The 25558-nt window shown below is 60.6% G+C and carries 30 protein-coding genes; 8 read left to right on the forward strand and 22 right to left on the reverse strand.

Translation table 11 applies throughout. The features are described from left to right. Positions 1-4 precede the first annotated feature (4 nt). The 15 genes from nuoN to ACQ6S1_RS03210 form a co-directional block, all read right to left on the reverse strand. Complete coding sequence (gene nuoN, locus ACQ6S1_RS03140; protein WP_445039692.1) at positions 5-1444, reverse strand: NADH-quinone oxidoreductase subunit NuoN; 1440 nt, start codon at positions 1442-1444, stop codon at positions 5-7. 16 nt (positions 1445-1460) lie between these two features. Further along, positions 1461-2972 carry an NADH-quinone oxidoreductase subunit M gene (locus tag ACQ6S1_RS03145; RefSeq protein WP_445039693.1) on the reverse strand — a complete coding sequence of 504 codons (1512 nt, stop codon included), beginning with the start codon at positions 2970-2972 and terminating at the stop codon, positions 1461-1463. Then, a complete protein-coding gene (gene nuoL / locus ACQ6S1_RS03150) occupies positions 2969-5116 on the reverse strand; it encodes an NADH-quinone oxidoreductase subunit L (RefSeq protein ID WP_445039694.1) in 2148 nt (715 codons plus the stop codon). The genes ACQ6S1_RS03145 and nuoL overlap by 4 nt, the downstream gene beginning before the upstream one ends. A 10-nt stretch (positions 5117-5126) precedes the next feature. Then, positions 5127-5435, reverse strand: a complete 309-nt coding sequence (nuoK, locus tag ACQ6S1_RS03155; protein WP_445039695.1) for an NADH-quinone oxidoreductase subunit NuoK — start codon at positions 5433-5435, stop codon at positions 5127-5129. A gap of 21 nt (positions 5436-5456) precedes the next feature. Next, a complete protein-coding gene (locus ACQ6S1_RS03160; protein ID WP_445039696.1) occupies positions 5457-6065 on the reverse strand; it encodes an NADH-quinone oxidoreductase subunit J in 609 nt (202 codons plus the stop codon). A gap of 62 nt (positions 6066-6127) precedes the next feature. Beyond that, positions 6128-6616, reverse strand: a complete 489-nt coding sequence (gene nuoI, locus ACQ6S1_RS03165; protein ID WP_445040252.1) for an NADH-quinone oxidoreductase subunit NuoI — start codon at positions 6614-6616, stop codon at positions 6128-6130. A 5-nt stretch (positions 6617-6621) separates the two neighbouring features. Continuing rightward, on the reverse strand, positions 6622-7647 hold the full coding sequence (gene nuoH / locus ACQ6S1_RS03170; RefSeq protein ID WP_445039697.1) for an NADH-quinone oxidoreductase subunit NuoH: 1026 nt from the start codon (positions 7645-7647) through the stop codon (positions 6622-6624). Positions 7648-7656: 9 nt separating this feature from the next. Further along, positions 7657-9741: an NADH-quinone oxidoreductase subunit NuoG gene (gene nuoG, locus ACQ6S1_RS03175; protein WP_445039698.1), complete on the reverse strand. Its 2085-nt coding sequence runs from the start codon at positions 9739-9741 to the stop codon at positions 7657-7659. A gap of 9 nt (positions 9742-9750) precedes the next feature. Beyond that, positions 9751-11055 (reverse strand): NADH-quinone oxidoreductase subunit NuoF, encoded by a 1305-nt coding sequence (gene nuoF / locus ACQ6S1_RS03180; RefSeq protein ID WP_445039699.1) that lies wholly within the window; start codon positions 11053-11055, stop codon positions 9751-9753. A gap of 4 nt (positions 11056-11059) precedes the next feature. Continuing rightward, complete coding sequence (nuoE, locus tag ACQ6S1_RS03185) at positions 11060-11971, reverse strand: NADH-quinone oxidoreductase subunit NuoE (RefSeq protein ID WP_445039700.1); 912 nt, start codon at positions 11969-11971, stop codon at positions 11060-11062. Positions 11972-12057: 86 nt separating this feature from the next. After that, on the reverse strand, positions 12058-13248 hold the full coding sequence (locus ACQ6S1_RS03190) for an NADH-quinone oxidoreductase subunit D (protein ID WP_445039701.1): 1191 nt from the start codon (positions 13246-13248) through the stop codon (positions 12058-12060). Continuing rightward, entirely contained in the window at positions 13245-13448 is a 204-nt protein-coding gene (locus tag ACQ6S1_RS03195; protein WP_445039702.1) for a hypothetical protein, read from the reverse strand. The genes ACQ6S1_RS03190 and ACQ6S1_RS03195 overlap by 4 nt, the downstream gene beginning before the upstream one ends. After that, positions 13445-14050 carry an NADH-quinone oxidoreductase subunit C gene (locus tag ACQ6S1_RS03200; RefSeq protein ID WP_445039703.1) on the reverse strand — a complete coding sequence of 202 codons (606 nt, stop codon included), beginning with the start codon at positions 14048-14050 and terminating at the stop codon, positions 13445-13447. The genes ACQ6S1_RS03195 and ACQ6S1_RS03200 overlap by 4 nt, the downstream gene beginning before the upstream one ends. A gap of 15 nt (positions 14051-14065) precedes the next feature. After that, positions 14066-14707 carry a NuoB/complex I 20 kDa subunit family protein gene (locus ACQ6S1_RS03205; RefSeq protein ID WP_445039704.1) on the reverse strand — a complete coding sequence of 214 codons (642 nt, stop codon included), beginning with the start codon at positions 14705-14707 and terminating at the stop codon, positions 14066-14068. Continuing rightward, a complete protein-coding gene (locus ACQ6S1_RS03210; RefSeq protein WP_445039705.1) occupies positions 14698-15063 on the reverse strand; it encodes an NADH-quinone oxidoreductase subunit A in 366 nt (121 codons plus the stop codon). Before ACQ6S1_RS03210 ends, ACQ6S1_RS03205 begins: the two co-directional genes overlap by 10 nt. Before the next feature lie 384 nt (positions 15064-15447). Between ACQ6S1_RS03210 and ACQ6S1_RS03215 the strand changes: the two genes are divergently transcribed. After that, complete coding sequence (locus tag ACQ6S1_RS03215; protein ID WP_445039706.1) at positions 15448-15954, forward strand: DMT family transporter; 507 nt, start codon at positions 15448-15450, stop codon at positions 15952-15954. Here the strand turns inward: ACQ6S1_RS03215 and ACQ6S1_RS03220 are convergent. Continuing rightward, positions 15944-16411 (reverse strand): iron-sulfur cluster assembly scaffold protein, encoded by a 468-nt coding sequence (locus ACQ6S1_RS03220; protein ID WP_445039707.1) that lies wholly within the window; start codon positions 16409-16411, stop codon positions 15944-15946. The two genes, ACQ6S1_RS03215 and ACQ6S1_RS03220, sit on opposite strands and share 11 nt — an antisense overlap. Positions 16412-16552: 141 nt before the next feature. Between ACQ6S1_RS03220 and folE the strand changes: the two genes are divergently transcribed. Both folE and hisI read left to right on the forward strand, forming a co-directional pair. Continuing rightward, positions 16553-17176 carry a GTP cyclohydrolase I FolE gene (folE, locus tag ACQ6S1_RS03225; protein ID WP_445040253.1) on the forward strand — a complete coding sequence of 208 codons (624 nt, stop codon included), beginning with the start codon at positions 16553-16555 and terminating at the stop codon, positions 17174-17176. Next, positions 17173-17640 (forward strand): phosphoribosyl-AMP cyclohydrolase, encoded by a 468-nt coding sequence (gene hisI, locus ACQ6S1_RS03230; protein WP_445039708.1) that lies wholly within the window; start codon positions 17173-17175, stop codon positions 17638-17640. The genes folE and hisI overlap by 4 nt, the downstream gene beginning before the upstream one ends. On the opposite strand, the gene ACQ6S1_RS03235 is transcribed toward hisI, so the two are convergent. Together ACQ6S1_RS03235 and ACQ6S1_RS03240 are read right to left on the reverse strand one after the other, a co-directional pair. After that, positions 17632-18063 carry a CBS domain-containing protein gene (locus ACQ6S1_RS03235; RefSeq protein ID WP_445040254.1) on the reverse strand — a complete coding sequence of 144 codons (432 nt, stop codon included), beginning with the start codon at positions 18061-18063 and terminating at the stop codon, positions 17632-17634. The genes hisI and ACQ6S1_RS03235 overlap by 9 nt on opposite strands. Before the next feature lie 68 nt (positions 18064-18131). Further along, positions 18132-18875: a rhomboid family intramembrane serine protease gene (locus tag ACQ6S1_RS03240; protein ID WP_445039709.1), complete on the reverse strand. Its 744-nt coding sequence runs from the start codon at positions 18873-18875 to the stop codon at positions 18132-18134. A gap of 215 nt (positions 18876-19090) precedes the next feature. Between ACQ6S1_RS03240 and ACQ6S1_RS03245 the strand changes: the two genes are divergently transcribed. The 3 genes from ACQ6S1_RS03245 to ACQ6S1_RS03255 all read left to right on the forward strand — a co-directional run bounded on the left by ACQ6S1_RS03245 (position 19091) and on the right by ACQ6S1_RS03255 (position 21200). Next, positions 19091-19687 (forward strand): PilZ domain-containing protein, encoded by a 597-nt coding sequence (locus tag ACQ6S1_RS03245; RefSeq protein ID WP_445039710.1) that lies wholly within the window; start codon positions 19091-19093, stop codon positions 19685-19687. Positions 19688-19832: 145 nt separating this feature from the next. Next, a complete protein-coding gene (locus tag ACQ6S1_RS03250; RefSeq protein WP_445039711.1) occupies positions 19833-20441 on the forward strand; it encodes a transglutaminase-like cysteine peptidase in 609 nt (202 codons plus the stop codon). A 45-nt stretch (positions 20442-20486) separates the two neighbouring features. Further along, a complete protein-coding gene (locus ACQ6S1_RS03255) occupies positions 20487-21200 on the forward strand; it encodes a phosphatase PAP2 family protein (RefSeq protein WP_445039712.1) in 714 nt (237 codons plus the stop codon). A 32-nt stretch (positions 21201-21232) separates the two neighbouring features. On the opposite strand, the gene ACQ6S1_RS03260 is transcribed toward ACQ6S1_RS03255, so the two are convergent. The 3 genes from ACQ6S1_RS03260 to ACQ6S1_RS03270 form a co-directional block, all read right to left on the reverse strand. Continuing rightward, positions 21233-21445 carry a DUF3126 family protein gene (locus tag ACQ6S1_RS03260; protein ID WP_445039713.1) on the reverse strand — a complete coding sequence of 71 codons (213 nt, stop codon included), beginning with the start codon at positions 21443-21445 and terminating at the stop codon, positions 21233-21235. A gap of 74 nt (positions 21446-21519) precedes the next feature. After that, positions 21520-22362, reverse strand: a complete 843-nt coding sequence (cysE, locus tag ACQ6S1_RS03265; protein WP_445039714.1) for a serine O-acetyltransferase — start codon at positions 22360-22362, stop codon at positions 21520-21522. Positions 22363-22479: 117 nt separating this feature from the next. Continuing rightward, a complete protein-coding gene (locus ACQ6S1_RS03270) occupies positions 22480-23232 on the reverse strand; it encodes an alpha/beta fold hydrolase (RefSeq protein ID WP_445039715.1) in 753 nt (250 codons plus the stop codon). A gap of 95 nt (positions 23233-23327) precedes the next feature. Between ACQ6S1_RS03270 and ACQ6S1_RS03275 the strand changes: the two genes are divergently transcribed. Together ACQ6S1_RS03275 and ACQ6S1_RS03280 are read left to right on the forward strand one after the other, a co-directional pair. Continuing rightward, on the forward strand, positions 23328-23582 hold the full coding sequence (locus ACQ6S1_RS03275; RefSeq protein WP_445039716.1) for a zinc-finger domain-containing protein: 255 nt from the start codon (positions 23328-23330) through the stop codon (positions 23580-23582). 22 nt (positions 23583-23604) lie between these two features. Next, positions 23605-24768, forward strand: coding sequence for an FAD-dependent monooxygenase (locus tag ACQ6S1_RS03280; protein WP_445039717.1), 1164 nt, complete (start codon positions 23605-23607; stop codon positions 24766-24768). 3 nt (positions 24769-24771) lie between these two features. Here the strand turns inward: ACQ6S1_RS03280 and wrbA are convergent, their stop codons facing one another. Beyond that, positions 24772-25374, reverse strand: a complete 603-nt coding sequence (wrbA, locus tag ACQ6S1_RS03285) for an NAD(P)H:quinone oxidoreductase type IV (protein ID WP_445039718.1) — start codon at positions 25372-25374, stop codon at positions 24772-24774. Positions 25375-25558 lie beyond the last annotated feature (184 nt).

A 25558-nucleotide genomic window follows, 5' to 3' on the forward strand; every position in this document is an offset into this window, starting at 1 on the left:
CAGATCAGAACAGGCTGCCAGCAGCAGCCGCAGCCGCGTTCACGACAGGCGCCGGATAAAGCGCATAAAGCAGCACGAAAGCACCCGTCAGTGCGACGATCACTTTCAGCTCCACCGGCGGTTTTTCAAAGTGCACCTCCGGCTCGTCGAAGTACATGATCTTCACCACCCGGAGGTAGTAGAACGCTCCCACGACGCTTGTCACGACACCGATGACGGCAAGCCAGTAGAGCTGCGCATTGATCGCGGCCAGAAACACATAGAACTTGGCAAAGAACCCCGCCATCCACGGAATGCCCGCGAGCGAAAACATCATGGTGGCCATGACAAACGCCAGGAAGGGACTTGTGCGGCCGAGGCCTGCCAGGGACTCAACGGTCTCCACCGGGCCTTCCTTGTGCCTCATGGACATAATGATCGCGAAGCAGCCCAGCGTCATCACGACATAGACCACAAGATAGACGAGCACACCCTGGACGCCCGCGGCTGTACCGGCAGCCAATCCAATCAGCATGTATCCGACATTGCCGATCGACGAATACGCCATGAGGCGTTTGATGTTGCGCTGTCCAATCGCCGCGAAAGATCCAAGCCCCATAGATGCGATCGAGATGAACACGACGATCTGGCGCCATTGATCGGCGATCTGCGGAAATGCATCGATGGCGACACGGACGAACAGCGCCATGGCCGCGACCTTCGGAGCAGCCGCGAAGAACGCTGTGACCGGGGTCGGAGCGCCCTCGTACACGTCCGGTGTCCACATGTGGAACGGGACGGCCGAAACCTTGAACGCGAGGCCTGCGAACAGGAAGACAAGGCCGAAGATCAACCCAATGGGCGCGTCGCCGCCGGTAACGGACTGGGCAATGCCGGCGAAAGACACCGTGCCCGCGAAGCCATAGACGAGCGAGCAGCCGTACAGAAGCATGCCCGAGGACAACGCGCCGAGAACGAAATATTTCAGGCCGGCCTCAGTGGAGCGGAGATTGTCACGGTGGAAGGCCGCGATGACGTAAAGCGCCAGCGACTGAAGTTCGAAGCCGAGATACAGCGCAATGAGATCATTGGCCGAAACCATGATCATCATTCCGGTCGTCGAGAGAATGACGAGGATCGCGAACTCGAACCGATTCAAGCCCTCGCTGCGCAGGAAGTGGAAGCTCATCAGGAGCGAGCCAAGCGCGCCGACCAGCACGAGAAGCTTCAGGAACTGCGCATAACGATCGAAAACAAAGCTGCCGTTGAAGACCGTGACAGTCTCGGCAGGAGCACGAAGCAAAAGACCACCGGCCACAACCAGAAGCAACATCGCAAGGATGTTGATCATCTGTGTCGATCGATCTCCCCGGATGGCTCCAAGCAGAACCAGCACCAACGCTCCGCCCGCCAGAACGAGTTCCGGCAAAGCGGGCGCCAAATCGGCGAATGTCAGGCCGTTCATCGTCTCTGTTCCGGGATCAAGGGGCAGCGACCGCGGCGGAGGACGCAGCCTCAGCCGTCGGCGTATAGATGGTGACAACGTTCTGGATACTGGCCGAGGTCATGCGGAACACGGGCTGGGGCCAGACGCCGAAGAGAAGGGTAAGGACGACCAGCGGCGCCAGAATGACGACTTCGCGTATCGTGAGATCGGGCAGGAATTTCAGGCCCGGCTTTTCCAGCGCGCCCCAGATGACCTTGCGGTACAGCCAAAGCGCGTAGCCTGCCGACAGAATGATGCCGGTGGTAGCGAAGAACGCGATCCAGGTATCGGCCTGGAACGCACCCATCAGGCTGAGAAATTCACCGACGAAACCTGATGTGCCAGGCAGACCGACATTCGCCATGGTGAAGAGCATGAACACCGCAGCATAGGCCGGCATACGGTTCACGACGCCGCCATAGACCGCGATCTCACGCGTGTGGGTACGGTCGTACACGACGCCGACGCAGAGGAAGAGCGCCCCTGAGACGATCCCGTGCGAGATCATCTGAAAAACTGCGCCATCGATGCCTTGGCGGTTCAGAGAGAAAATGCCCATGGTAACGAAGCCCATATGGGCGACCGACGAATAGGCGATCAGCTTCTTGATGTCCTCCTGCATCAGCGCCACCAGCGAGGTGTAGATGATGGCGATGACCGACAGAACGAGAACGAAGGGTGCGAAGAACTCGGACGCCTCCGGGAACATCGGCAACGAGAAGCGGATGAAGCCATAACCGCCCATCTTCAGCAGAATGCCCGCCAGGATAACCGAGCCGGCAGTCGGCGCCTCGACGTGCGCATCCGGAAGCCAGGTGTGCACCGGCCACATGGGCATCTTGACCGCGAAGCTGGCGAAGAAAGCCAGCCAAAGCCAGGTCTGCATGCCCGCCGGGAAGTCATGCGCCATCAGCGTCGGGATGTCGGTGGTTCCTGCGTCCCAATACATGGCCATGATGGCGAGCAGCATCAGCACCGAGCCGAGCAGCGTATAAAGGAAGAACTTGAAGCTGGCGTAGACCCGCCGCGCGCCGCCCCAGATGCCGATGATGAGGAACATCGGAATAAGGCCGGCCTCGAAGAACAGATAGAACAGCACGAGATCGAGCGCGCAGAACACGCCGATCATCAGCGTTTCCAGCACAAGGAATGCGATCATGTATTCCCGGACACGCTTCTCCACCGACTGCCAGCTGGCGAGAATGCACAGCGGCATCAGGAAGGTGGTAAGCAGGACGAAGGGCAGCGAAATGCCGTCCACGCCCATGTGATAGGAAATCGCACTTCCCAGCCAGTCGCTACGTTCGACGAACTGGAAGTCGGCCGTGTCGTAATTGAAGCCGGAGATCAGCAGCAGCGACACCACGAAAGTCGCCAGCGTTGTCCACAAGGCGATGTGGCGGGCGTTTCGAACGGCCGCCGCGTCCTCACCTCGCACGAGCAGGAGCAGGAGCGCTCCAACCAGCGGAAGGAAGGTTACGACGGAAAGAATCGGCCAATCGCTCATTGCCCGCCAGCTCCGCCGAACATGAACCACGTGAAGAGCCCGGCAACACCGATCAGCATCGCAAAGGCATAATGATAAAGGTAACCGCTCTGGATCTGGACGACGCCGCGCGTCACGTCCAGCACACGAGCTGCGATGCCATTGGGACCGAAGCCGTCAATGATCCGCCCGTCGCCGGTTTTCCAGAGGAAACGGCCAAGCCATTTCGCCGGCCGGACGAACACCGCGTCGTAGACCTCGTCGACGTACCATTTGTTGAGCAGGAACCGGTACAGCACATCGTGCCGGCGGGCCAGTTCGACCGGAACGCGCGGGTTGACGATGTAGCAATAATAGGCACCCAGGAAGCCCAGCGTCATCATCGCGAACGGTGACAGCTTCACCCACAGCGGCACATGATGCATGTGCTCGATGATCTCCGGATGATCCCCGCCCGCAAGCGTGCCTTTCCAGAACTCCGCGTAATGATGACCCAGGAAATTTCCGTAGAAGGCGACGCCCGCGAAGAGCGCCCCGGCGCCGAGAACGATCAGCGGAACCGTCATGACACGCGGAGATTCATGCACGTGCTTCATCGTCTCGAAAGGTGCACGAGGCGCGCCGTGGAACGTGAGGAAGATGAGACGCCAGGAATAGAAGCTCGTGAACAGCGCCGCGACCACAGTGAGGATGAAGGCATAGGTCGCGATCGGAACTTCGCTCGCATAGGCCGCCTCAATGATGGCGTCCTTTGAATAGAAGCCTGCCGTTCCGGTGAAACCCGGGATGCCGAAACCGGTGAGCGCGAGCGTGCCGATGATCATCATCCAATAGGTGAGCGGAATGAGCCGGCGGATGCCGCCCATGCGGCGCATGTCCTGTTCATGGTGCATCGCGTGGATGACAGACCCGGCCCCAAGGAACAGCAGCGCCTTGAAGAATGCGTGGGTGAACAGGTGAAACATGCCGGCCGAATAAGCACCGACGCCGAGCGCGACAAACATGTAGCCGAGTTGCGAGCAGGTCGAATAAGCAATGACGCGCTTGATGTCGTTTTGAACGAGACCCACCGTCGCCGCGAAAATCGCAGTCGTCGCGCCGAAGAAGATTACGACCTGAAGCGCAAACTCTGACAGCTCGAACAGAGGCGACATACGCGCAACCATGAACACGCCCGCCGTGACCATGGTTGCGGCATGAATGAGCGCCGAGACGGGAGTCGGGCCTTCCATCGCATCGGGAAGCCATGTGTGCAGGCCGAACTGAGCCGATTTGCCCATCGCGCCCATGAAGAGCAACAGACAGATCACCGTCATGGCGTTGGCCTCGCCCCAGCCCAGGAACGAGATGGTTGCCTCGGCCTTCGCCGGCGCATCGGCGAAGATCGTATCGAACGAGACGCTTCCGAAGATGACGAAGATTGCAAAAATGCCGAGCGCGAAGCCGAAATCGCCGACGCGGTTGACCACGAATGCCTTGATCGCCGCCGCGCTGGCCGACGGCTTTGTGTACCAGAAGCCAATCAGCAGATAGCTGGCGAGGCCGACGCCTTCCCAGCCAAAGAACATCTGCACGAGGTTGTCGGACGTCACCAGCATGAGCATGGCGAAGGTGAAGAGCGACAGGTAGGTGAAGAAGCGCGGCCTTTGCGGATCTTCGTGCATGTAGCCCGTAGAATAGAGATGCACGAGCGCGGACACGGTATTGACGACGACCAGCATCACCACCGTCATTGTGTCGATGCGCAGGGCCCAGTCGATCTGGAGAGCCCCTGAGGTGATCCAGCTCAGAACCTGGATGCGCGTCGCCGCTTCCTCTCCCACGCCGTACTGGAAGAATGCCACCCACGACAGCAACGCCGACAGCATAACCAGACCGGTCGTGACGATCTCCGTCACGCGTGCGCCCGGAGCCACGGGCAGCACGGGACCATGACTGTCATGATGACCGTGCCCGTCATCGCCATGCGCGGAATGACCGAGAGTCGGATCCTGAGGCTGCTCGACCGCATGAACATGGTGCTCATGTCCATGGGCGTGCCCATGGCCGAAGCCCTGGTCCATTTCGGCGAGTTCAGCCGCACGCACTCGATACGCGCCGAGCAGCGAGATGGCGCCGCCGATGATGGCGCCGATCAAGGGCAGAAAGACGATCGCTTGAAACATGGCGCTGTCTTCAGCCCTTCATCATGTTGACGTCTTCGACCGCGATCGAGCCGCGGTTGCGGAAGAAGACGACGAGAATTGCAAGACCAATGGCCGCCTCGGCAGCGGCAACGGTGAGCACGAGCAGTGCAAAAATCTGACCGACGAGATCGCCGGAGAAGGTCGAGAACGCCACGAAATTGATGTTCACGGCGAGAAGGATCAACTCGACCGACATCAGAATGACGATGACGTTCTTGCGGTTCAGGAAGATGCCGAACACGCCCAGCGTGAACAGGATCGCAGCAACCGTGAGGTAATGTCCAAGGCCGACGCCCATAGTCTCGTTCCCCGCGATTGCCTAGATGCCCTGCCCGGGCTTTACGTTGCGCACCTGAAGGCCCGCGGCCTTGGAGCGCGCGACCTGAGCAGCGATGTCCTGGCGTTTGACGCCCACTTTGTGCCGAAGTGTCAGGACGATCGCGCCGATCATGGCGACCAGCAGGATCAGGCCCGACAATTGGAAGAACAGCACGTAATCTGTGTAGAGCACGCGCCCGATCGCCTCGGCATTCGTGATGTCGGTCGGCGAACGCTCAGCCGCCAGCTGGGGTGCCTCCGGCGAGGACACCCACCCTCCCACGACGAGGACCAGTTCAATCAGAACGATGATTCCGACAAGCGCGCCGAACGGCAGATATTGCAGAAAGCCTTCTCGCAGCTGGGCGAAGTCCACGTCGAGCATCATGACGACGAACAGGAACAATACCGCCACGGCGCCCACATAAACGACGACCAGGATCATCGCCAGGAATTCGGCTCCCATCAGAATGAAAAGACCGGCCGCGCTGCAGAAAGCGAGGATCAGATACAGCACCGAATGCACGGGATTGCGCGCCGAAATGACCATGAAGGCCGACGCCACCGTTATACCGGCAAACAGATAAAAGAAGGCTGAGGCCAAGCTCATCCGATCCCCCCGTCCCGCTCGGGAACGCTTCCTAGAATGCGCCGCATATCACCGTTCCTCGATCACCGATACGGCGCGTCAAGCTTGATGCGGCGCGCAATGTCTCTCTCCCATCGGTCGCCGTTCGCGAGAAGGCGTTCCTTGTCGTAGAGAAGCTCTTCACGCGTTTCCGTGGCGAACTCGAAATTCGGTCCCTCGACGATCGCATCGACCGGGCACGCTTCCTGGCAGAAACCGCAATAGATGCACTTCACCATGTCGATGTCGTAACGCGTGGTGCGCCGCGTACCATCGTTGCGCCGAGGGCCGGCCTCGATGGTGATCGCAAGAGCCGGACAGATGGCCTCGCACAGTTTGCAGGCGATGCAGCGTTCCTCGCCGTTCGGATAGCGGCGCAATGCGTGCTCGCCCCGGAAACGTGGCGAGATCGGCCCTTTCTCGAAGGGGTAATTGATGGTCGATTTCGGCTTGAAGAAATACTTCATCGCCAAAATGAAGCCCGACACGAATTCCTTCAGGAAGATCGAGCGTGCCGCCTGATCGAGTCTCATCGCGCTCATGCTCCCCACCCCGTGAAATGAAGGATCGAGGCCACGATGACGACCATGGCCAGCGAGATCGGCAGGAACACCTTCCAACCCAGGCGCATCAGCTGATCATAGCGATAGCGCGGCACGAACGCCTTCACCATTGCGATCATGAAGAAGACCAGCGTCACCTTCAGGACGAACCAGATGATGCCCGGCACCCAGGTGAAAGGCGCAAACGGAATGGGTGACAACCAACCGCCCATGAACAGGATCGCCGTCAGCGAGCACATCAGCATGATCGACACATATTCGCCGAGCATGAACAGCAGATACGGCGTGGACGAATATTCCACCGCGAAGCCTGCCACCAGTTCGGATTCCGCCTCTGGCAGATCGAACGGCGGTCGGTTCGTCTCCGCAAGAGCCGAGATGAAGAAGATCACGAACATCGGGAACAGCGGCAGCCAGTACCAGCCCAGCAGACCGAGGGATGTATCCTGCGCACGGACGATGTCGCTGAGGTTCAGCGAGCCCACGATGAGCAGCACCGTGATGATGACCAGACCGAGCGAGACCTCGTAGGACACCATCTGGGCTGCGGAGCGAAGCGAGCCGAGAAACGGATATTTCGAATTGGACGCCCATCCGCCCATGATGATGCCGTACACGCCGAGCGAGGAGATGGCGAAGATATAGAGAATGCCGACATTGATGTCGGACACGACCCAGCCATCCGCGAACGGAATGACCGCCCAGGCCGACAACGCGAGAACGGTGGTGATAAGCGGCGCCAGCAGGAACACGCCCTTGTTCGCGCCTGACGGGATGATCGGCTCCTTGACGACAAACTTCAGAAGGTCGGCGAAGGACTGGAACAGCCCCCAAGGTCCAACCACGTTCGGACCACGGCGCAGCTGAACCGCCGCCCAGATCTTGCGGTCGGCATAGAGATAATAGGCAATGAGGACGAGCAGCACGACGATCACGAGCAAGCTTTGCGCCAGCATGATCACGAGCGGCCAAATCCAGCCATTCCAGGCGTCAGCGAACATGCCAGGGCCTCATTCAGCGGCTTCGAGCGCGCCACGCCCGGCCAGGGCAGCGCATTCGGCCATCAGCGCGGACGCCCGCGCGATCGGATTGGAGAAATAGAAGCTTTGGCTCGAGGATCCGAACTGCGATCCGGCTATGGCTGCCGGAATCGGACCATCGAGCAGGCCCTGCAGACCGGCAACGTCGCCCGGCGCGATGGCATCGATCGCCGCAAAATGCGGATGCGCCGAATAAAGCGCGGCTCTCAGCGCACCGAGATTGTCATAGGGCAGCTTGGCGCCGACCACTTCGGACAACGCGCGCAGGATGGCCCAATCCTCACGAGCTTCGCCGGGCGGGAATACCGCGCGAGTGCCCATCTGAACACGACCTTCGGTGTTGACCCAGGTACCGCTCTTCTCGGTATAGGCCGCACCCGGCAGGATAACATCGGCCCGATGCGCGCCGCGGTCGCCATGGGTGCCTTGGTAGATGACAAACGCTCCAGCCGGAACCTCGATCTCGTCAGCGCCAAGCAGGAACAGGACATCGAGTGTGCCGGCCTGGACCATCTCCGAGGCCGTGAGACCGCCCTGCCCCGGCACGAAACCGAGATCGAGACCGCCGACGCGCGACGCAGCCTTGTGCAGTACGGCAAGACCGTTCCAGTTCGCGCTCAACGCACCTGCGGCCGCCGCGATGCGGGCGGCAAGAGCCAGAACCGCGACCCCTTGGTCACCTGCCAAGGCATCCTGTCCGACGATGACGACGGGGTTCTTTGCGCCGTTGAGCACTTCGGAGAATCCGACGGAGCCATCGGCCAATCCGCGGAGCGTATCGAGACCCGCACCGAGATAATCATAGGTGTAGGTCAGGTCGGCGTTCTCGCCGATGACCGCGATCCTCGTGCCGTTGAGACGCCACGCCTTGCGAATGCGGGCGTTAAGCACCGGGGCCTCGAAACGTGGATTGGAACCCACGATGAGGATGGCGTCGGCCTGCTCGATGCCGGCGACGGTGGGATTGAACAGATAGCCCGCGCGGCCCAGCCCGACATCCAGCGCCGCGCCGTCCTGGCGGCAATCGAGATTGGTGACGCCCAGACGATCCATGAGATCCCTGAGCGCGAACATTTCCTCGACGGAGGCGAGATCGCCGGCAATGGCGCCGATACGGCTGGGCGCGGCGCCACGCACCTTCTCGGCGATGGCGGCGAAGGCCTCACCCCAAGTCGCGGGGATGAGCCGGCCATCGACACGCACGTAAGGGCGATCGAGACGCTGCGTCTTGAGGCCGTCCCAGACAAAACGCGTCTTGTCGGATATCCATTCCTCGTTCACATCGTCGTTCTGGCGCGGCAGGATGCGCAGCACCTCACGCCCGCGCGCATCGACGCGAATGTTCGAGCCGAGCGCGTCCATCACGTCGATGGTCTCGGTCTTCGACAATTCCCACGGACGAGCCGTAAAGGCGTAGGGCTTCGAGGTCAGCGCGCCGACCGGGCAGAGATCAATGACGTTGCCCTGCAATTCGGAGGTCATGGCCTGTTCGAGATAGGTCGTGATCTCCATGTCCTCGCCGCGGCCGATGGAGCCGAGGTCCGGCACGCCAGCCACCTCGGTCGAGAAGCGGACGCAACGCGTGCACTGGATGCAACGCGTCATCGTCGTCTTGACGAGGGGACCGATATATTTGTCCTCGACCGCCCGCTTGTTCTCGGCGAAGCGCGACGAATCCGAGCCATAGGCCATGGCCTGGTCCTGAAGATCGCATTCGCCGCCCTGATCGCAGATCGGGCAATCGAGCGGGTGGTTGATGAGGAGGAATTCCATCACCCCCTCGCGCGCCTTCTTCACCAGCGGCGAGCGCGTGTTCATCACCGGAGGTTCGCCGTTCGGGCCCGGGCGCAGATCCTTGACGGCCATCGCGCAGGACGCGACCGGCTTCGGAGAGCCCTTCACCTCGACAAGGCACATGCGGCAATTGCCGGCGATCGACAGGCGCTCGTGGAAGCAGAAGCGCGGAATCTCGGCGCCGACCTGCTCGGCCGCCTGCAACAGGGTCGTTTCGGGAGCGACGTCGATTTCCGTGCCGTCGATGATGATCTTAGCCATCTGCAGCCCCTACTCCGCCGCGACCGGAATGACAGAATCCCCGCGATTGCGCGCGGTGAAATCGTCGATGCGCTTTTCAATTTCCGGACGGAAATGCCGGATCAGGCCCTGGACCGGCCAAGCAGCCGCATCTCCCAAGGCACAGATCGTATGCCCCTCGATCTGGAGCGACACCTCCAGCAGGAGGTCGATTTCCTTCTTCATCGCCTCGCCACGGACCATTCGCGTCAGAACGCGCCACATCCATCCGGTGCCTTCGCGGCAGGGCGTGCACTGGCCACAGCTCTCGTGCTTGTAGAAATGGGCGAGACGAGCGATCGCCTGAATGACGTCGGTCGACCGATCCATGACAATGACCGCGGCCGTGCCAAGGCCGGACTTCAGGTTCCGGAGCGTGTCGAAATCCATCGACAGTTCCTGGCATTGTTCTGCCGGCAGCAATGGCACCGATGAACCGCCCGGGATCACTGCAAGGAGATTGTCCCACCCGCCGCGAATGCCGCCGCAATGGCGCTCCACAAGCTCGCGGAAATCGATCCCCATCTCCTCTTCCACATTACACGGCCGCTCGACATGGCCGGAAATGGTGAAGAGCTTGGTGCCCGTGTTGTTCGGCTTGCCAAGCGCCGCGAACCACGCGCCGCCACGCCGCAGGATGGTCGGCACGACGGCAATGGATTCGACATTGTTGACCGTCGTCGGCGCACCATACAGGCCCATATTGGCCGGGAATGGCGGCTTCAGCCGCGGCATGCCCTTCTTGCCTTCCATGCTTTCGATGAGCGCGGTTTCCTCACCGCAAATATAGGCGCCGGCGCCGTGATGGACGTAAAGATCGAACGGCCACCCGTGAATGTTGTTCGGACCGATCAGATTCGCGGCATAGGCCTCGTCGACCGCAGCCTGCAGGCGTTCGCGCTCGCGGACATATTCACCGCGGATGTAGATGTAGGCCGCATTCGCATTCATTGCGAAGGACGCGATCAGGCAGCCTTCAATCAGCGTATGCGGATCGTTGCGCATGATCTCGCGGTCCTTGGCCGTACCCGGCTCGGACTCGTCAGCGTTCACCACGAGATAGCTCGGACGCCCATTGGACGTCTTCGGCATGAACGACCATTTCAAACCGGTCGGGAAGCCCGCGCCGCCACGGCCACGCAGTCCAGAAGCCTTGACCTCGTTGATGATCCAGTCGCGGCCCTGTTCGATCAGGAATTTCGTTCCGTCCCAGCCGCCGCGGCGGCGTGCGCCGTCTAGGCCGGAATCATGCAGGCCGTAGAGGTTGGTGAAGATGCGATCGCGATCATGCAACATTGGATCACTCCGCGTCCTGCTTGCCGGCGATGGTCGATGACGACTTGTCAGCGGTCTTCAAGCCCTCGCCGGGCGTTGTCGCAATTTTGTCGGCGCTGTCCGGCCGCGCGGAGGAAGCTGATTCCGGTGCCGCAGCGGCCTTGTCGGCCGGCTTGACCGGGGGCTCGCCCTCGGCTGCGCGTTTGCCGGGATTATCGGCAGCCTGCTTCTCCCCGGAGCCGCCGGTCTCGGGCTTGGCAGCTTCCGTAGGCTCCTGCTCGGCCGCAGGGGCGGGCTCGAACCTCTTCTGCCACGCGCCGATCATCGACCCGTCATAGAGGCTCTCGTCCTTCAGCGTGGTCGGACCCCCAACCGGGCCGGACAACGGTCGATCGATCTGGGGCCCAGGCTTCACAGCACGACCATGGCGGAGATCGTCCAGCAATTGCTCGAAGGTTTCGGGGTCGAGATCTTCGAAATAATCGTAATTGATCTGCGCCATCGGCGCATTCGAGCACGAACCAAGGCACTCGACCTCAAGCCACGACAATTGGCCGTCTTCGCTCACATGGTTCTGATGACCGATCACGCGCTCGCAGACATGCATAAGCTTGTCAGCGCCCCGCAGCAGACAAGGCGTGGTGCCGCAGACCTGGACGAAATGCTTGCCGACGGGCTCCAGCGCGAACATCGTGTAGAAAGTCGCGACTTCCAGCACGCGGATATAAGCCATGCCCAGCATATCGGCGACCGCGCGGATCGCCGGTTCCGGTAGCCAGCCGCCATGCTGCTCCTGCGCTTTCCACAACAGCGGCACGACTGCGGAGGCCTGACGGCCTTCGGGATATTTCGCGATCTGCCCTTTGGCCCATTCCACGTTTTCCGGCGTGAAGGCAAAGCTTGCGGGCTGCTCGGCGGCAAGGCGACGGACGGACATTTACGACTTCCTCATCCCACGCGACGCCAGGCGTCCGCGCTCAAGGATGGCCGCACAGGCGGCGGGTGATCCGAGGTTCGGGGAGATCATCGATCGACCTCTCCGAACACGATGTCGATTGAGCCGAGCACCGCAGTCACGTCGGCCAGCATGTGGCCGCGATTGAGGTGATCCATGCCGGAAAGATGCACGAAGCCCGGCGAGCGGATCTTGGCGCGATACGGCCGGTTCGTGCCGTCCGAGACGAGGTAGACGCCGAACTCGCCCTTCGGCGCTTCGGTACCCACGTAGACCTCGCCCTCGGGCACCTTGAAGCCCTCGGTGTACAGCTTGAAGTGATGGATGAGCGCCTCCATGGAGCGCTTCATCTCACTGCGCTTGGGCGGCACGACCTTGTTGTTGACGGACGATATCGGCCCGCCGCCATTGGTCTCACGCAGCTTGTCGCAGCACTGCTTCATGATGCGCGTGGACTGGATCATCTCCTCCATGCGGACGAGATAGCGATCATAACAATCGCCGTGCTTGCCCACCGGAATGTCGAACTCCATCTCGTTGTAGAGTTCGTACGGCTGCGAGCGGCGCAGGTCCCACGCAATGCCGGAACCGCGCAACATCACGCCCGAGAATCCGAGCGCCCAAGCATCCTCGGCCGTCACCACGCCGATATCGGCGTTACGCTGCTTGAAGATGCGATTCTCCGTGAGGAGATCGTCGAGATCCTGCACGACCTTCAGGAACGGATCGCACCAATTGTAGATATCGTCGATCAGCTCCGGCGGCAGATCCTGATGAACACCGCCTGGACGGAAATACGCCGCGTGCATGCGCGCGCCGGAGGCGCGCTCGTAGAAATCGAGCAGCTTTTCACGCTCGTCGAAGCCCCAGAGCGGCGGCGTCAAAGCGCCCACGTCCATCGCGAATGTGGTGATGTTCAGCAGATGCGACATGATGCGGGTGAGTTCCGCCATCAGCGTGCGGATCAACTGCCCGCGACGAGGCACCTCGACACCGACCAGCTTCTCGATGGCCAGCACCCAGGAATGCTCCATCGACATCGGTGAGCAATAATCGAGCCGATCGAAGTAAGGCAGCCCCTGCAAATACGTCTTATACTCGAGCAGCTTCTCGGTACCACGATGCAGCAGCCCGACATGCGGGTCGACACGGCGCACGACTTCGCCGTCGAGCTCGAGGATCATCCGCAGCACGCCATGGGCGGCCGGATGCTGTGGGCCGAAATTGATCGTGAAATTGCGGAGTTCGGCTTCACTCATCGGCTGGAACCAATTTGATCGCCCGGCCACCGCTTGAAGGCGACGAACCACAGCATGATGATGTTCACGAGCGGCAGAGCCATAACCAGGCTCAACACAGCCGGCAGGCCCGCCCGAGGAAAGATCTTCCAGAACGGTACGATCATCACAACGAGGGTGAGAATCGTGATCAGCCAGTGAATCGGCGAGAAGCTGTTCATGGCGTCTTCGCTTTCTCGTCTCCTGGGAGGGCATATTCGGTGCCTTCCCAGGGGCTTAGAAAATCGAAGTTGCGGAATTCCTGCGTCAGCCGAACCGGCTCGTAAACGACCCGCTTCTGCGTATCGTCGTACCGCACCTCGACGAAGCCCGTCAGCGGGAAATCCTTGCGCAGCGGATGTCCCTCGAACCCGTAATCGGTAAGGATTCGTCGCAGGTCCGGATGTCCGGAAAAAAGGATTCCGTAGAGGTCGTAGGCTTCCCGCTCGAACCAGTTCGCGCCCGGGAAGAGATGCACACAGCTGTCTACCGGCGTGTCCTCGTCGGTCTGCACCTTGAGCCTGATGCGCTGGTTCTGCGTGGGCGAAAGCAGATGATAGACAACGTCGAACCGCAGCGCCCGCTGCGGATAATCAACGCCGCACACATCGATCAGCGACCAGAATTGGCACGAAGCGTCATCGCGCAGGAACCGCAGGACGCGCAGGATTTCCGCGCGTTCGACCTCGACCGTCAGCTGGCCCAGGCGCACGCTCCAATTAAGGATGGCGCCGCCCAGTTCGGCCGACAGGTGCTCCGCAAGTTCGTTCAGGCTCTCGTCCATGTCAGACCTGCGCCCTCAGCGTTCGATCGTGCCGGTACGACGGATTTTCCGCTGCAACAGAAGCACGCCGTAAAGCAGCGCTTCGGCCGTGGGCGGACATCCCGGCACATAGACATCCACCGGCACCACGCGATCGCAGCCGCGCACCACCGAATAGGAATAATGGTAATAGCCGCCGCCATTGGCGCACGATCCCATGGAGATGACGTAGCGCGGCTCCGGCATCTGGTCGTAGACCTTGCGGAACGCTGGCGCCATCTTGTTGCACAGAGTGCCGGCAACGATGATCACATCGGACTGACGCGGGCTGCCGCGCGGTGCGAAGCCGAAACGTTCAGCGTCGTAGCGCGGCATGGCCATGTGGATCATCTCGACCGCGCAGCAGGCCAGGCCGAACGACATGAACATGAGAGAGCCGGTGCGTGCCCACGTCACCAGATCCTCGACGGAGGTTACGACGAAGCCCTTGTCGGTCAGCTCGCGGTTAACCTCGGAAAAGAAAGGATCGTTTCCGCGCGGCTCGGACGGACCGAGCGCCCTGCCCGTTGCCGGATCAATGACCGCAGTTCCGGACACGGGAAGATTGCCCGCGCGCGCCGAGCCCGGATCGATGATGCCGGGAACGCCGGGCTTGCTGGTCTGAGGGCTCAATCCCATTCCAAAGCCCCCTTCTTCCACTCGTAGACGAAGCCCACGGTGAGCACTCCAAGGAACACGATCATGGACCAGAAGCCCAATGATCCGACCTCACGAAACGCGACTGCCCACGGGAACAGGAACGCCACTTCGAGGTCGAAGATGATGAACAGGATGGCGACCAGATAAAACCGGACGTCGAATTTCATGCGGGCGTCATCGAACGCGTTGAAGCCGCATTCATAGGCCGACAGTTTTTCCGCGTCCGGGCTGCGATAGGCCACCAGGAATGGTGCGACCAGAAGGGCAACGCCGATGAAAAGCGATACGCCGATAAAGATCGCAAGCGGAAGATAGTCTGCAAGAAGCGCGTTCATCGCGACGCCTTATGAGGGAGAATCCCGCCAGGATTCCGATATGCCGCCCTCCCGCTTCGGCGCCTGCGCTGGTTTGGGGAAGAGCCCCTGACTGGCTGCAGATGACGGCGCCGCAGAACGGGCTCGGCTGCGCAGGCTTATCGCATGGGCAGGGACCTAAGCAAGCGGATGAAAGCTTTTAATCCGTCCAATTCCAGACGTAGAGACCGTGCGACCGGGCGTCGCACCCTCCAATTGGCATTCAAAATATCATCTGCGTACGACTGATCTTAGGAGGGCGCTGGTTTCCAGCGGGAAATTGGGATGAGCTGATTCCCGGCACCCGCACGCCTCATCTCCAAGCATCGTGAAGACAATAGCGACGACGCCGCTCCCCGAAGCCACGTGCTGGATATCGAGTTGGATGATCTGTACGAACGTAGCGACCAGTTCGCGGCCAAAGCAAATCAGCGCGGAGGAAAGAAGCAAGGATTTGCGGCCTACAACAGGATGATCTGTGAGAAGACCATCGTGATGCCCGCTACCCTCCTGCTCATCGTCATCAGCGTCAGCCTGTCATCCTTTTCTCAGCTGGTGCTGAAGGCCGGTATGTCGAGCGCGCCTGTGCAGCAGGCGCTCGCGGGGCCGCTGTCTTTTCCGGCAACGGCGATGACCGTGCTTTTTTCGCCGCTCGTTCTGACCGGCCTGCTCTGCTTCGGGATAAGCGCCGTGTTCTGGATGATGGTCCTGTCGCGGGTCGACCTGTCCTATGCCTATCCCTGTGTGGCGCTGGGCATCGTTTTCACGGTTGCCGCCGGCCACGCCTTCCTCGGAGAGCCGATTTCCGCGGCTCGGATCCTCGGCCTGACCCTGATTGTGGGCGGGGTTTCGCTGGTGGCGTTCAGCCGATAGAGGCAGGCTCATCAGCAGGTGCGAGCACCTGTCGAGCCTCGATCTGATCAATGGCTTCGACCACGGCGTCGAATGTCAGCAATGTTGATGCGTGACGGGCCTTGTAATCACGCACGGGCTCAAGCACCGCAGCATCAGCGAAACGCCCTTCGGGCGGGGGGCCGCCTTCTTTCAGCATGGCTTGAACCGACGCACGGGCAGACCGCAATTCGGCGGCGGTCGCGCCGATGATATTGGCCCCCATGATGGCTGAAGAGGCCTGGCCAAGCGCACAGGCTTTCACATCATGCGCAAAATCGACCACACGATCGCCATTCATGACCAGATCGACCGTCACCGTTGATCCGCAGAGTTTTGAATGGGCCGTCGCGGAGGCATCAGGCCGCTCGAGCCTGCCCAGATGCGGAATATCGGCGGCCAGTTCGAGGATGCGGCGATTATAGATATCGTTGAGCATTAGAACACCAAATCCGCGAGCTTCACCTAAAGAGTGGCAATACGGCCGCACGTTTTGCAGCTCTCGGGACCGACACCTATATAGGTTCGGCAGACGGATTCCGCTATGAGCATACCTCGGGTGCAGCGGCTGGAAGGGTTTATGGACGCGATCGTGAAAAATCATCCCGCGCTCAAGGCATTGGACGACGAGCGCCGCCCATCCCGCGAGGATGCGGAACAGGCTGTCCGCACGTTGATCGCCTATCTGGGCGACGATCCGAAACGCGAGGGCCTTCTCGACACCCCGAAACGCGTCGTGGCCTCCTTCGCCGAATTGTACGGCGGCTACCGGCAAAATGCCGGCGAGGTCCTTGAGCGCGTTTTTGAAGAAGTCGGCGGATATGAGGACATTGTCCTCGTTCAGGACATCCCGTTCTATTCGCATTGCGAGCATCACATGGTGCCGTTCTACGGCAAGGTTCACTGCGCCTATCATCCGCGCGGTGGCGTGGTCGGCCTGTCGAAGATCGCCCGCGTGGTGGATGTGTTTGCCCGCCGCCTGCAGACTCAGGAGAATCTGACGGCCTCGATCTCGGACACGATCGATAATGTCCTGAAGCCGCGCGGCCTTGCGATCATGATCGAGGCCGAGCACATGTGCATGGCAATGCGCGGCGTCCGCAAATCGGGCGTCGCCACGACGACGACGCGCTTTACGGGTGTTTTCAAGGATCCCGCCGAGCAGGTTCGCTTCATCAGCCTCGTACGCGGCAGCCAGCGATGAGCGACATCATGTTTGCGCAACCCGGCAATGCACAGGAACTGGAGGAAGGGCTGAGGCTGACGCCCCGCTTCGATTCCTCCGGGCTTCTGACCTGTATCGTAACCGATGCGGACACGGGCACGGTGCTGATGCTGGCGCATATGAACGATGAGGCGCTGGCTCGCACCATCGAAACCCAACAAGCGCATTATTGGTCGCGGTCCCGCAGGAAGCTCTGGAAGAAGGGCGAGGACAGCGGGCACATCCAGACCGTGGTGGAGATGCGTGTTGATTGCGATCAGGACGCCGTGCTGATCAAGGTCCGGGTGGCGGGCACGGGCGCCTCCTGCCACACCGGCCGCCTCTCCTGCTTCTATCGGACGGTACCGCTCGGGCAGACACCTTCGCCCGAGCTGCGGCTTGAATTCGCGGATGCCGAGCGGCGCTTCGATCCGGATACGGTTTATCAGAAGCCGTCAGGCTGACGCGATGTAATCGCGCATTGCGCTGGCTTCGGCCTCGATATGCGCGAGCCTTTGCTTCACCACGTCGCCGATCGAAACGATTCCAATCATGCGGGCATTGCTGACAACGGGAAGATGACGGAAGCGACCTTCGGTCATCTGCTCCATGATAGAGTGGATCGGCTCTTCAGGACTGGTGACCTGGACCGCGCGCGTCATGTGGTCGGACACGGCGTTGTCGAGCGCGGCGGCCCCGGCCTGTGCGATACTTCTCACGATATCTCTTTCCGACAGCATTCCCTGAATGCCACCGTCGGGGTCAGTCACCACCACCGCGCCGATCCTATGCTTTGCCAACAGGCGCGACGCTTCTTCAAGCGTGCAATCCGGATCGACCGTGACGACGGAATTGCCCTTCCCTTCCAGGATCGTCGAAACAAACATGCGCTCTCTCCCCGAGGTGTCGTTTGGTGCACCAGTTTTTATGATGATTGCCCGGCTACCGGTGCCGATCAAGCCGCGAATTGGGAATCGCGCGGGTCGACGACCGGCTTCGGATCGAAGAACGGAAACAGGAAGAGGCCGGCAAGAAAGCCGCCGATATGGGCTTCCCACGCAACCGAATTAGCTTCGCCCACAGAGAAGGAGCTGATGGCATAAAGCGAGTTGATCCCAAACCAGATAATCAGAAACGTAACCGCCTGGCGCGACCGGAACAGATCTCGCATAGGAAGAGCGGGGACGGCGAAGGCCGCTTGCCCTTTTCGGCGAAACACGCCCATGGGACCTCCCGCCTCGAACACGAAGCGAATGGCGGCAGCCGTGATGCCGGAAATCGCGCCCGAAGCACCGATCATCGGAATCGGCTCCCCGAAATGGGCCAAGAGGTGAGTGGCCGCACCACACGCTCCGGTCACCGCCATGAACAGCAGGAACCGCGTTCCGCCGAACCGCCACGCCACCGCACTGCCGAAAGCGAGCAGCCACAGGCTGTTGACGGTTACATGCATGAAATCTCCATGCAGTGCCGAATAGGTCACGAATGTCCAGACATCACCGGCCAAGCCTCCAGGAAAAGCATGGGAGAGCTGAAAGCTGGGATCATAGCGCGCCGGGATGAAGGCAAAATACAGCAGCAATTGAAGATCATCGTCCGGGCTCAAAAAGGAACGAGCCACGTGGATGGCAATCAGGGCGGCAATCGTCCACGCCACGACGGCCGGCGCATTCAGGATGGGTTCTGACGGTCGTTCCACAAGGAGACTCGTTTCGCTGCAGGATTATGAAGCCAATGATCAAGCGGGTTTTGCGTTCCGAGCGTTCGGCACACCCCTGTGATCCTCCAGAGTGGTGGCAGCAATAACCTAGATAAGACAAAACCCATATTTAAGGAATTTAAGGATGCAAACGATAGAAATGTGTCGCTAAACTAGACGCCTAGCAACGATCTCGCCTGCGGTGCCTCAACATCATGCAACCGGTGCCTCAACAGAAACCGCAGGAACGCAGACGTCATTCACGCGTCAAACTTGCCCTGCTGGGCCGCTATATGCTGGCGGACCAAAGAGAATATCCCTGCCAAAGCTGTGACATCTCTCCTGGCGGACTTTGCCTGATCGGCCCTGTCATCGGGCGCCCTGGAGAGCGCGTGGTCGCGTATTTCGACCATATCGGCCGTTTGGAGGGTGCAATCGTTCGCACGATTCCTGATGGATTTGCGATGTCGATCGCCGCAACCCCGCGCAAGCGCGAAAAACTGGCCGATCAATTGACCTGGCTGGCAAATCGCCAGGCTCTCGGGATGCCCGAGGATCGGCGGCATGAGCGCAGCACGCCCAGAAACGTGCGTTCGCTGATGGTGCTGCCGGACGGGCGCGAATTTCAATGTCGCGTCCTCGATATTTCCCTGTCCGGAGCCGCCGTTCAGGTCGAGACCCAGCCGCCGCTCAATGCCATCGTCACGATGGGACGCACCTCGGCACGGATTGTCCGCCATTTCGAAGGGGGCGTGGGTATCGAGTTCGTTCGCCCTGGCGACGGTGAAGCTCTGCGCGTTCAGTTGGGCTAGGCTCCTTTTCGGGAAATCTTCCTTTCCGACGGCCGCAATTGGTTAGCCCATTTCTAATTTCACCATTTCAAAATGCAGCACGCGATTAGCTCAAAAGGAAAGTGATCTCTGCAAGATAGGTCCCGTAATTTTCGACGAGGAACCTATGGTACGCGTGATTGCCTCCACGATCGCAGGAGCCTTGGGCATCTGCCTTGCGGGATCGCTTTTCACCGCCAACGCCCAGGCATCGTCCCGAATGGAGACGGTCAGCTTCGCGAAGGCTCCGACGGGCTTCATCGATTTTTGCCGGCGTGAGCCTGCAGATTGTGTCGCCTCGCCCAATGTCCGGCGCGTGGCGTTGAACCGCCAGAGGTTCGCCGAGATGGACCGCCTGAACCGCGAGATCAACAAGCGGGTAAAGCCGGTCACGGATGCCGAACTCTACGGGCGCCTCGAATATTGGGCGATCCCGAAGGATCAGGGCGATTGCGAAGATTACGTCCTTTTGAAACGTCGCCTTCTCATCGAGCGCGGCTGGCCATCTTCGGCGCTGCTGATCACAGTTGTGCGCGACTTGAAGAACGAAGGCCATGCGGTGCTGACAGTGGCGGCAGACACCGGCGACTACATCCTCGACAACCAGCGTGACGACATCCGCCTATGGAACCAGACGGGATATCGATATGTGAAGCGGCAATCCCAGACCGATCCCAAGATCTGGGTTTTCGTGGGAGACAACGCTCGTGACGCGCCCATTACGAGCACACGGTAACAATTCGCCTTGTTCAACGGCGATGCCGCGCTATGACGGCAGCCTATGACTGTTCTCTCCCCGCTTGGAATCGCGCGTCGCGAAATATCGGCAATTGCAGCTTTAGCCGTAGCAACCGGCGGGATTCTCGTTTTCCTGCTCCTCGCGGATGAAGTGTCGGACCAAAATCGTATCTCGTTCGATGAGAAACTGCTGCTCGCGCTTCGCACGGGAGACGCACACGATCCGATAGGGCCCCCCTGGGTGGAGGTGATGTTTACCGACCTCACCAGTCTCGGCAGCAGCGCCGTCCTCACTTTGCTGACCCTGTGCGTTCTCGGATATCTGCTTCTGGCCCGGAAAACGGGGACGGCCCTTCTGGTACTTGCCGCCGTGTCCGGAGGGACGATTCTCAACAATGTACTGAAATACTTTTTCGGGCGCCCACGTCCGGATCTCGTCGCTCATATCGTGGATACGCAGACGACGAGTTTTCCCAGCGGCCATGCGATGATCTCGGCGGCCACTTACCTCACGCTCGCTGCGCTCATCGCGCGCGTGCAAAGTCGGAGCATATTCAGGATCTATATCGTGGGTGTCGCCGTCTTCATCACGCTGCTGATCGGCGTCAGTCGAGTCTATCTCGGCGTTCATTGGCCGAGCGATGTGTTGGCCGGTTGGTGCGCAGGCGCCAGCTGGGCAATTCTGTGCTGGCTCTTCGCGCTGTTTCTCCAACGCCGGCGAGCCCTTCCGGACCCTTCTGCGGAACCAGCCGATTGAACAGGCCGGCCAGAACGGCCGGCCTGCCATGATCAGTCAGCCAGATCTTCCGCGAGAATAGCCATCTGAAAATTGAAGGACAGCTCACCATCCTCATCGTCCCGAAACAGGACTCCGATGAACTCCTCGCCGAGATAAACCTCAGCGGATTCCATCTTCTTCGGACGGGCGACCACACGCAGATTCTGGTTGCCGAATGTCCGGCGCAGATAAGCCTGCACCTGCTCAAGCTCTCGCTTATCCAAGCGCCAACTCCAAGGTTTGTTCTAAAGGTACGGGGACGGCGGTGTGCCACGCCCTCCCCCATGCCGCAAGGACCCTAGATCACAGGATCGAAGGTCTCCACGGCTGAAAGCATATGATCCATAGCCCGCGATGGTTCCGCGCACGGCGCCGTTCCGACGACCTTTGCGGGTACTCCTGCAACGGTGGTGCATGGGGGAACCGGGTGGAGCACCACGGAACCGGCCGCCACACGCGAGCCCGCGCCGACTTCGATATTTCCCAGGATTTTCGCGCCGGCTCCGATCAAGACCCCTCGACGGATCTTGGGATGCCGATCTCCATGCTGCTTGCCGGTACCACCCAGGGTGACGCTTTGAAGGATGGAAACATCATCCTCGACGACCGCCGTTTCGCCCACCACGATGCCGGTGCCGTGATCGATGAACACGCCGCGACCGAAGGGGACCGCGGGGTGAATATCGACCTGCAGGGCGCTGGATATGCGGCTTTGAAGGTAAAGCGCCATATCCCGCCGGCCATCCAGCCAGAGCTGATGCGCGAAGCGATGAGCCTGTAGCGCGTGAAAGCCCTTGAAATAGATCACGGGCTCAAGGAAACGGTCGCAGACCGGATCGCGATCAACCACGGCCGCCATGTCCGCACGCATGGCCGCTCCGATGTCCGGATCTGCTGCCAAAGCGTCTTCGAATGCGTGCCGGATCGTTCCTTCGGCGAGCTCCTCATGGCCCAGGCGAGCTGCGATACGATGCGCTACAGCGGCTTCGAGCGTGCTGTGGTGCAGGATAGTCGCATGAAGCATGCTCGCCAGCGCCGGATCCTGCATCACGACACGTTCTGCTTCTTCCCGAAGCCGCGTCCAGATGGGGTCGAAGCTTTTCAGCTGAGACGGGACTATTTCACGAGCGATCTGGGTCAAGGGCCTGCTCCCGTGGGAGATTCCTGCAAGCCCGCTTGTTTCCAGCGAGCTTCCTACTCATGACGTAGGATGGAAAACGTGTTTGCGAAAGGTGTCGTTCCTTCGCTCGGCGGCACCTTACGGCCGTTTGGAAAGAAAATCGATAACGCCGCTCTTGAACACCTTGTCTCCCACCGTTCGGTTGTGATCACGGCCGGGAACATCGAGCACTTGGGCACCGGGAATGCATGACGCCAGCTTGGCGCTGGAGCCGGCGACATCATCTTCGGTTCCCACCGCGATCAGGACAGGGCATCCTATTTGCGCCAGTTGCTCCGGCAGCAACGGCATCCGGGGCGATCGGATGACCGCAGCCAATGCGGCCAGATCGCTCTTGGTGGCTTCGGCAAAAACCCGAAAAGTCCGCGCATAAGGGTCTGAGACATCATCTCGATGGGCCGCTTCGAGCGCTTCAGCAATTTCCGCCGATTTGGGCGCGCCCTCAAACAACCGGTCGCCCATGCCTCCGATCACGAGACTGCGGACACGATCGGCGTGCTCGATGGCCATCAGAGCACCCACACGCGCGCCCATGGAATAACCAATGATGTCGGCACGCTTGATGTTGAGGCGATCAAGGAGCGTCAGCGCATCCAGCGCCATGTCTCGGATCGAATACCGGGACGAATCGTAAATCTTCGCGCTGTCACCGTGGCCGCGATGATCGAACGCGACCACCCGATAGCCGGCATCAACAAGGGCCTTGATCCATCCGGTACCGGACCAGTTGGTCTGGAGATTGGACGCAAAGCCATGAATGAGGAGAACGGGATCGCCCTCCCCCTCGTCGCGATAATTCAGCGTCAGCCCGTCGGATAAGAAAGAAGTCATGAAGAGTCCGCCGTGAAATGCGGGACGAATAGCCCCTCGCATTTTCCAGGTGAAGTCGATAATTTGGTGCGTCTCATTTCATCGGGAACAATCCAGTGGCCGAGATTCGCACGCCCCATTTTCACAACAGCGGTGGTCATCCGCTGATTCTCGTCGGCGCGCGTGAGTTCATGTGCATCGGTGCGGCCCCGCCCTACGACCATCCTCATGTATTCCTGGATATGGGCGACGACAGCGAAATTATCTGCCCTTATTGCTCGACGCTCTACCGCTACAAGGCGGAACTGCCGTCCGGCAAAGCCGAGCCCGCAGACTGCGTCTGGCAGGCGGACGCCGCTTTAGCGATCTGATCGATCAAACGGACATGATGCCATGATGGACCGAAGGCCGATCCTGATTGTCGGGGCCGGCATCGGAGGGTTGACGCTCGCGCTCGAATTGGCGCGCAAAGGCGTCCGCGCGTGCATCATCGAACGTGCCCCAGCGCTCGAAGAGGTGGGAGCGGGTCTTCAGCTCTCCCCAAATGCCAGTTGGATTCTCGACCGGCTGGGCCTGGGCGACGAACTCGATACGCGCGGCACACGGCCGGACGCGGTGCAAATGCTTGACGGACGCAGCGGGCGGACTGTTGCGACGATACCGCTGGGCCTCGCCGCGGAACAGCGTTGGGGCGCTCCCTATCGGGTCATTCATCGTGCGCAATTGCAGCACATCCTCTACAGCGCTGCGCTTGCCGAAGGCATCCAGATCCAAACCGGAACTGAACTGGTCGATTACGCGGATACCGCGTCGGGAATCTTGGCGCATATTCGTGGCGTGGAAGGAGATGAGACATTCTCCGCGCCGGCCATGATCGGCGCGGATGGGCTGCATTCGACGCTGAGGGCACGCCTTGTCGCGGATGATGCGCGTTTCTCCGGGCAGGTGGCTTGGCGCGCGACGATCCGCCTCGAATCGCGCAACGAGACCGGCCTCTGGCTGGGTCCCGGAGCCCATCTCGTGACTTATCGCCTCAATGGCGAAGGTGACCTGAACCTCGTTGCTGTCACGGGAGGTGCAGCCGAGGGACGCGGATGGAGCAATCCCGGCTCCAGCGGTGAGATCAGGGAAGCCTTTCGTCGATGGTCGCCTGTGGTGCAGGAACTGATTTCGGCTCCCGCAAAATGGATGAAATGGCCTTTGTTCGATCGCGACCCTTCACTTGTCTGGGGCAAGGGCCGAGCCACCCTGTTGGGCGACGCCGCTCATCCGATGCTTCCGCATTTGGCACAGGGCGCTGCCATGGCTATCGAGGATGCCTCATTGCTCGCAGCCCGCCTGGCCCAAAATCCCGATCATCCGGATCGAGCCTTTCGCTCCTACGAGGCTGTACGACAGCCGAGGACGGCTGCCGTTGCCCTCATGGCACGGCGAAATGGCCGCATCTACAGGCTGCCGGCACCGGCCTCTTTCGCACGCGACAGCACCTTGCGCTTCCTAGGGACCGAGAGATTGATCAAGCGTCTCGATTGGCTCTACGGCCACCGCGACGCCTGATCCTCAATCAGCCGAGAGCTTTGCGGCAATTCCCGCGACGTAGCGCCCCTGGAACCGGGCGGCCTCGATCTCGATGTCGGACGGCATCCTGCTGCCGTCCCCGTCGGTGATCGTAGACGCCCCGTAAGGTGAGCCCCCCTTGATTTCATCCACGCCCAGCTGGCCTTGAAAAGCATAGGGCAAACCTGCCACCAGCATGCCGTGATGCAGCAAGGTCGGAATGAAAGTCAGCAGCGTGGATTCCTGACCGCCGTGTTGGGATGCGGACGAGGTGAACACCGATCCGACCTTTCCGACGAGAGCTCCTGTTGCCCAGAGGCCCCCGGTTTGATCAATGAAGTTCCGCATCTGCGATGCCACGACACCAAAGCGCGTTCCGGCGCCGAAGATGATCGCGTCATAGTCCGGCAGTTCATCGACGGTTGCAATCGGGGCGACCTGATCCAGCTTGTAATGAGCCTGACGGGCAACGTCCTCCGGAACGAGTTCGGGAACGCGTTTGATCACCGCCTCAGCGCCAGCCGATCGCACACCTTGTGCGACCGCGTCCGCCATCTTCTCGATGTGCCCATAGGCGGAATAATAGAGAACGAGAACCTTGGTCATGACGCCGCTCCTGTCCATTCGTAATGTCGCGGCGAATCTAGATCAGCGTGCGTTTGTCGCAATCCAGCCGAACGCATAACCTCGATTGCAGATTTGCACGGCTGGACCACGGTTTGACATTTGCAGCTACAGAGGCCACATAACGCCTCATCGCTCCGGCGATCTTCGAGCCTCTGGCCGCGTG

The sequence above is a fragment of the Terrihabitans aquatilis genome (genome assembly GCF_052542005.1).

Coding starts and splice junctions, on each gene's coding strand:
- nuoK (WP_445039695.1), bottom strand. CDS start 5,435: ATGGGCGTCGGCCTTGGACATTACCTCACGGTTGCTGCGATCCTGTTC.
- ACQ6S1_RS03205 (WP_445039704.1), bottom strand. CDS start 14,707: ATGGGATTGAGCCCTCAGACCAGCAAGCCCGGCGTTCCCGGCATCATC.
- ACQ6S1_RS03245 (WP_445039710.1), top strand. CDS start 19,091: ATGCAACCGGTGCCTCAACAGAAACCGCAGGAACGCAGACGTCATTCA.
- ACQ6S1_RS03220 (WP_445039707.1), bottom strand. CDS start 16,411: ATGCTCAACGATATCTATAATCGCCGCATCCTCGAACTGGCCGCCGAT.
- nuoE (WP_445039700.1), bottom strand. CDS start 11,971: ATGTCCGTCCGTCGCCTTGCCGCCGAGCAGCCCGCAAGCTTTGCCTTC.
- ACQ6S1_RS03195 (WP_445039702.1), bottom strand. CDS start 13,448: ATGAACAGCTTCTCGCCGATTCACTGGCTGATCACGATTCTCACCCTC.
- nuoN (WP_445039692.1), bottom strand. CDS start 1,444: ATGAACGGCCTGACATTCGCCGATTTGGCGCCCGCTTTGCCGGAACTC.
- wrbA (WP_445039718.1), bottom strand. CDS start 25,374: ATGACCAAGGTTCTCGTTCTCTATTATTCCGCCTATGGGCACATCGAG.
- ACQ6S1_RS03250 (WP_445039711.1), top strand. CDS start 19,833: ATGGTACGCGTGATTGCCTCCACGATCGCAGGAGCCTTGGGCATCTGC.
- ACQ6S1_RS03255 (WP_445039712.1), top strand. CDS start 20,487: ATGACTGTTCTCTCCCCGCTTGGAATCGCGCGTCGCGAAATATCGGCA.
- ACQ6S1_RS03145 (WP_445039693.1), bottom strand. CDS start 2,972: ATGAGCGATTGGCCGATTCTTTCCGTCGTAACCTTCCTTCCGCTGGTT.
- nuoG (WP_445039698.1), bottom strand. CDS start 9,741: ATGGCTAAGATCATCATCGACGGCACGGAAATCGACGTCGCTCCCGAA.
- folE (WP_445040253.1), top strand. CDS start 16,553: ATGGACGCGATCGTGAAAAATCATCCCGCGCTCAAGGCATTGGACGAC.
- nuoL (WP_445039694.1), bottom strand. CDS start 5,116: ATGTTTCAAGCGATCGTCTTTCTGCCCTTGATCGGCGCCATCATCGGC.
- hisI (WP_445039708.1), top strand. CDS start 17,173: ATGAGCGACATCATGTTTGCGCAACCCGGCAATGCACAGGAACTGGAG.
- ACQ6S1_RS03190 (WP_445039701.1), bottom strand. CDS start 13,248: ATGAGTGAAGCCGAACTCCGCAATTTCACGATCAATTTCGGCCCACAG.
- nuoI (WP_445040252.1), bottom strand. CDS start 6,616: ATGAGACTCGATCAGGCGGCACGCTCGATCTTCCTGAAGGAATTCGTG.
- ACQ6S1_RS03210 (WP_445039705.1), bottom strand. CDS start 15,063: ATGAACGCGCTTCTTGCAGACTATCTTCCGCTTGCGATCTTTATCGGC.
- nuoF (WP_445039699.1), bottom strand. CDS start 11,055: ATGTTGCATGATCGCGATCGCATCTTCACCAACCTCTACGGCCTGCAT.
- ACQ6S1_RS03235 (WP_445040254.1), bottom strand. CDS start 18,063: ATGTTTGTTTCGACGATCCTGGAAGGGAAGGGCAATTCCGTCGTCACG.
- nuoH (WP_445039697.1), bottom strand. CDS start 7,647: ATGTTCGCTGACGCCTGGAATGGCTGGATTTGGCCGCTCGTGATCATG.
- ACQ6S1_RS03280 (WP_445039717.1), top strand. CDS start 23,605: ATGATGGACCGAAGGCCGATCCTGATTGTCGGGGCCGGCATCGGAGGG.
- ACQ6S1_RS03270 (WP_445039715.1), bottom strand. CDS start 23,232: ATGACTTCTTTCTTATCCGACGGGCTGACGCTGAATTATCGCGACGAG.
- ACQ6S1_RS03160 (WP_445039696.1), bottom strand. CDS start 6,065: ATGAGCTTGGCCTCAGCCTTCTTTTATCTGTTTGCCGGTATAACGGTG.
- ACQ6S1_RS03200 (WP_445039703.1), bottom strand. CDS start 14,050: ATGGACGAGAGCCTGAACGAACTTGCGGAGCACCTGTCGGCCGAACTG.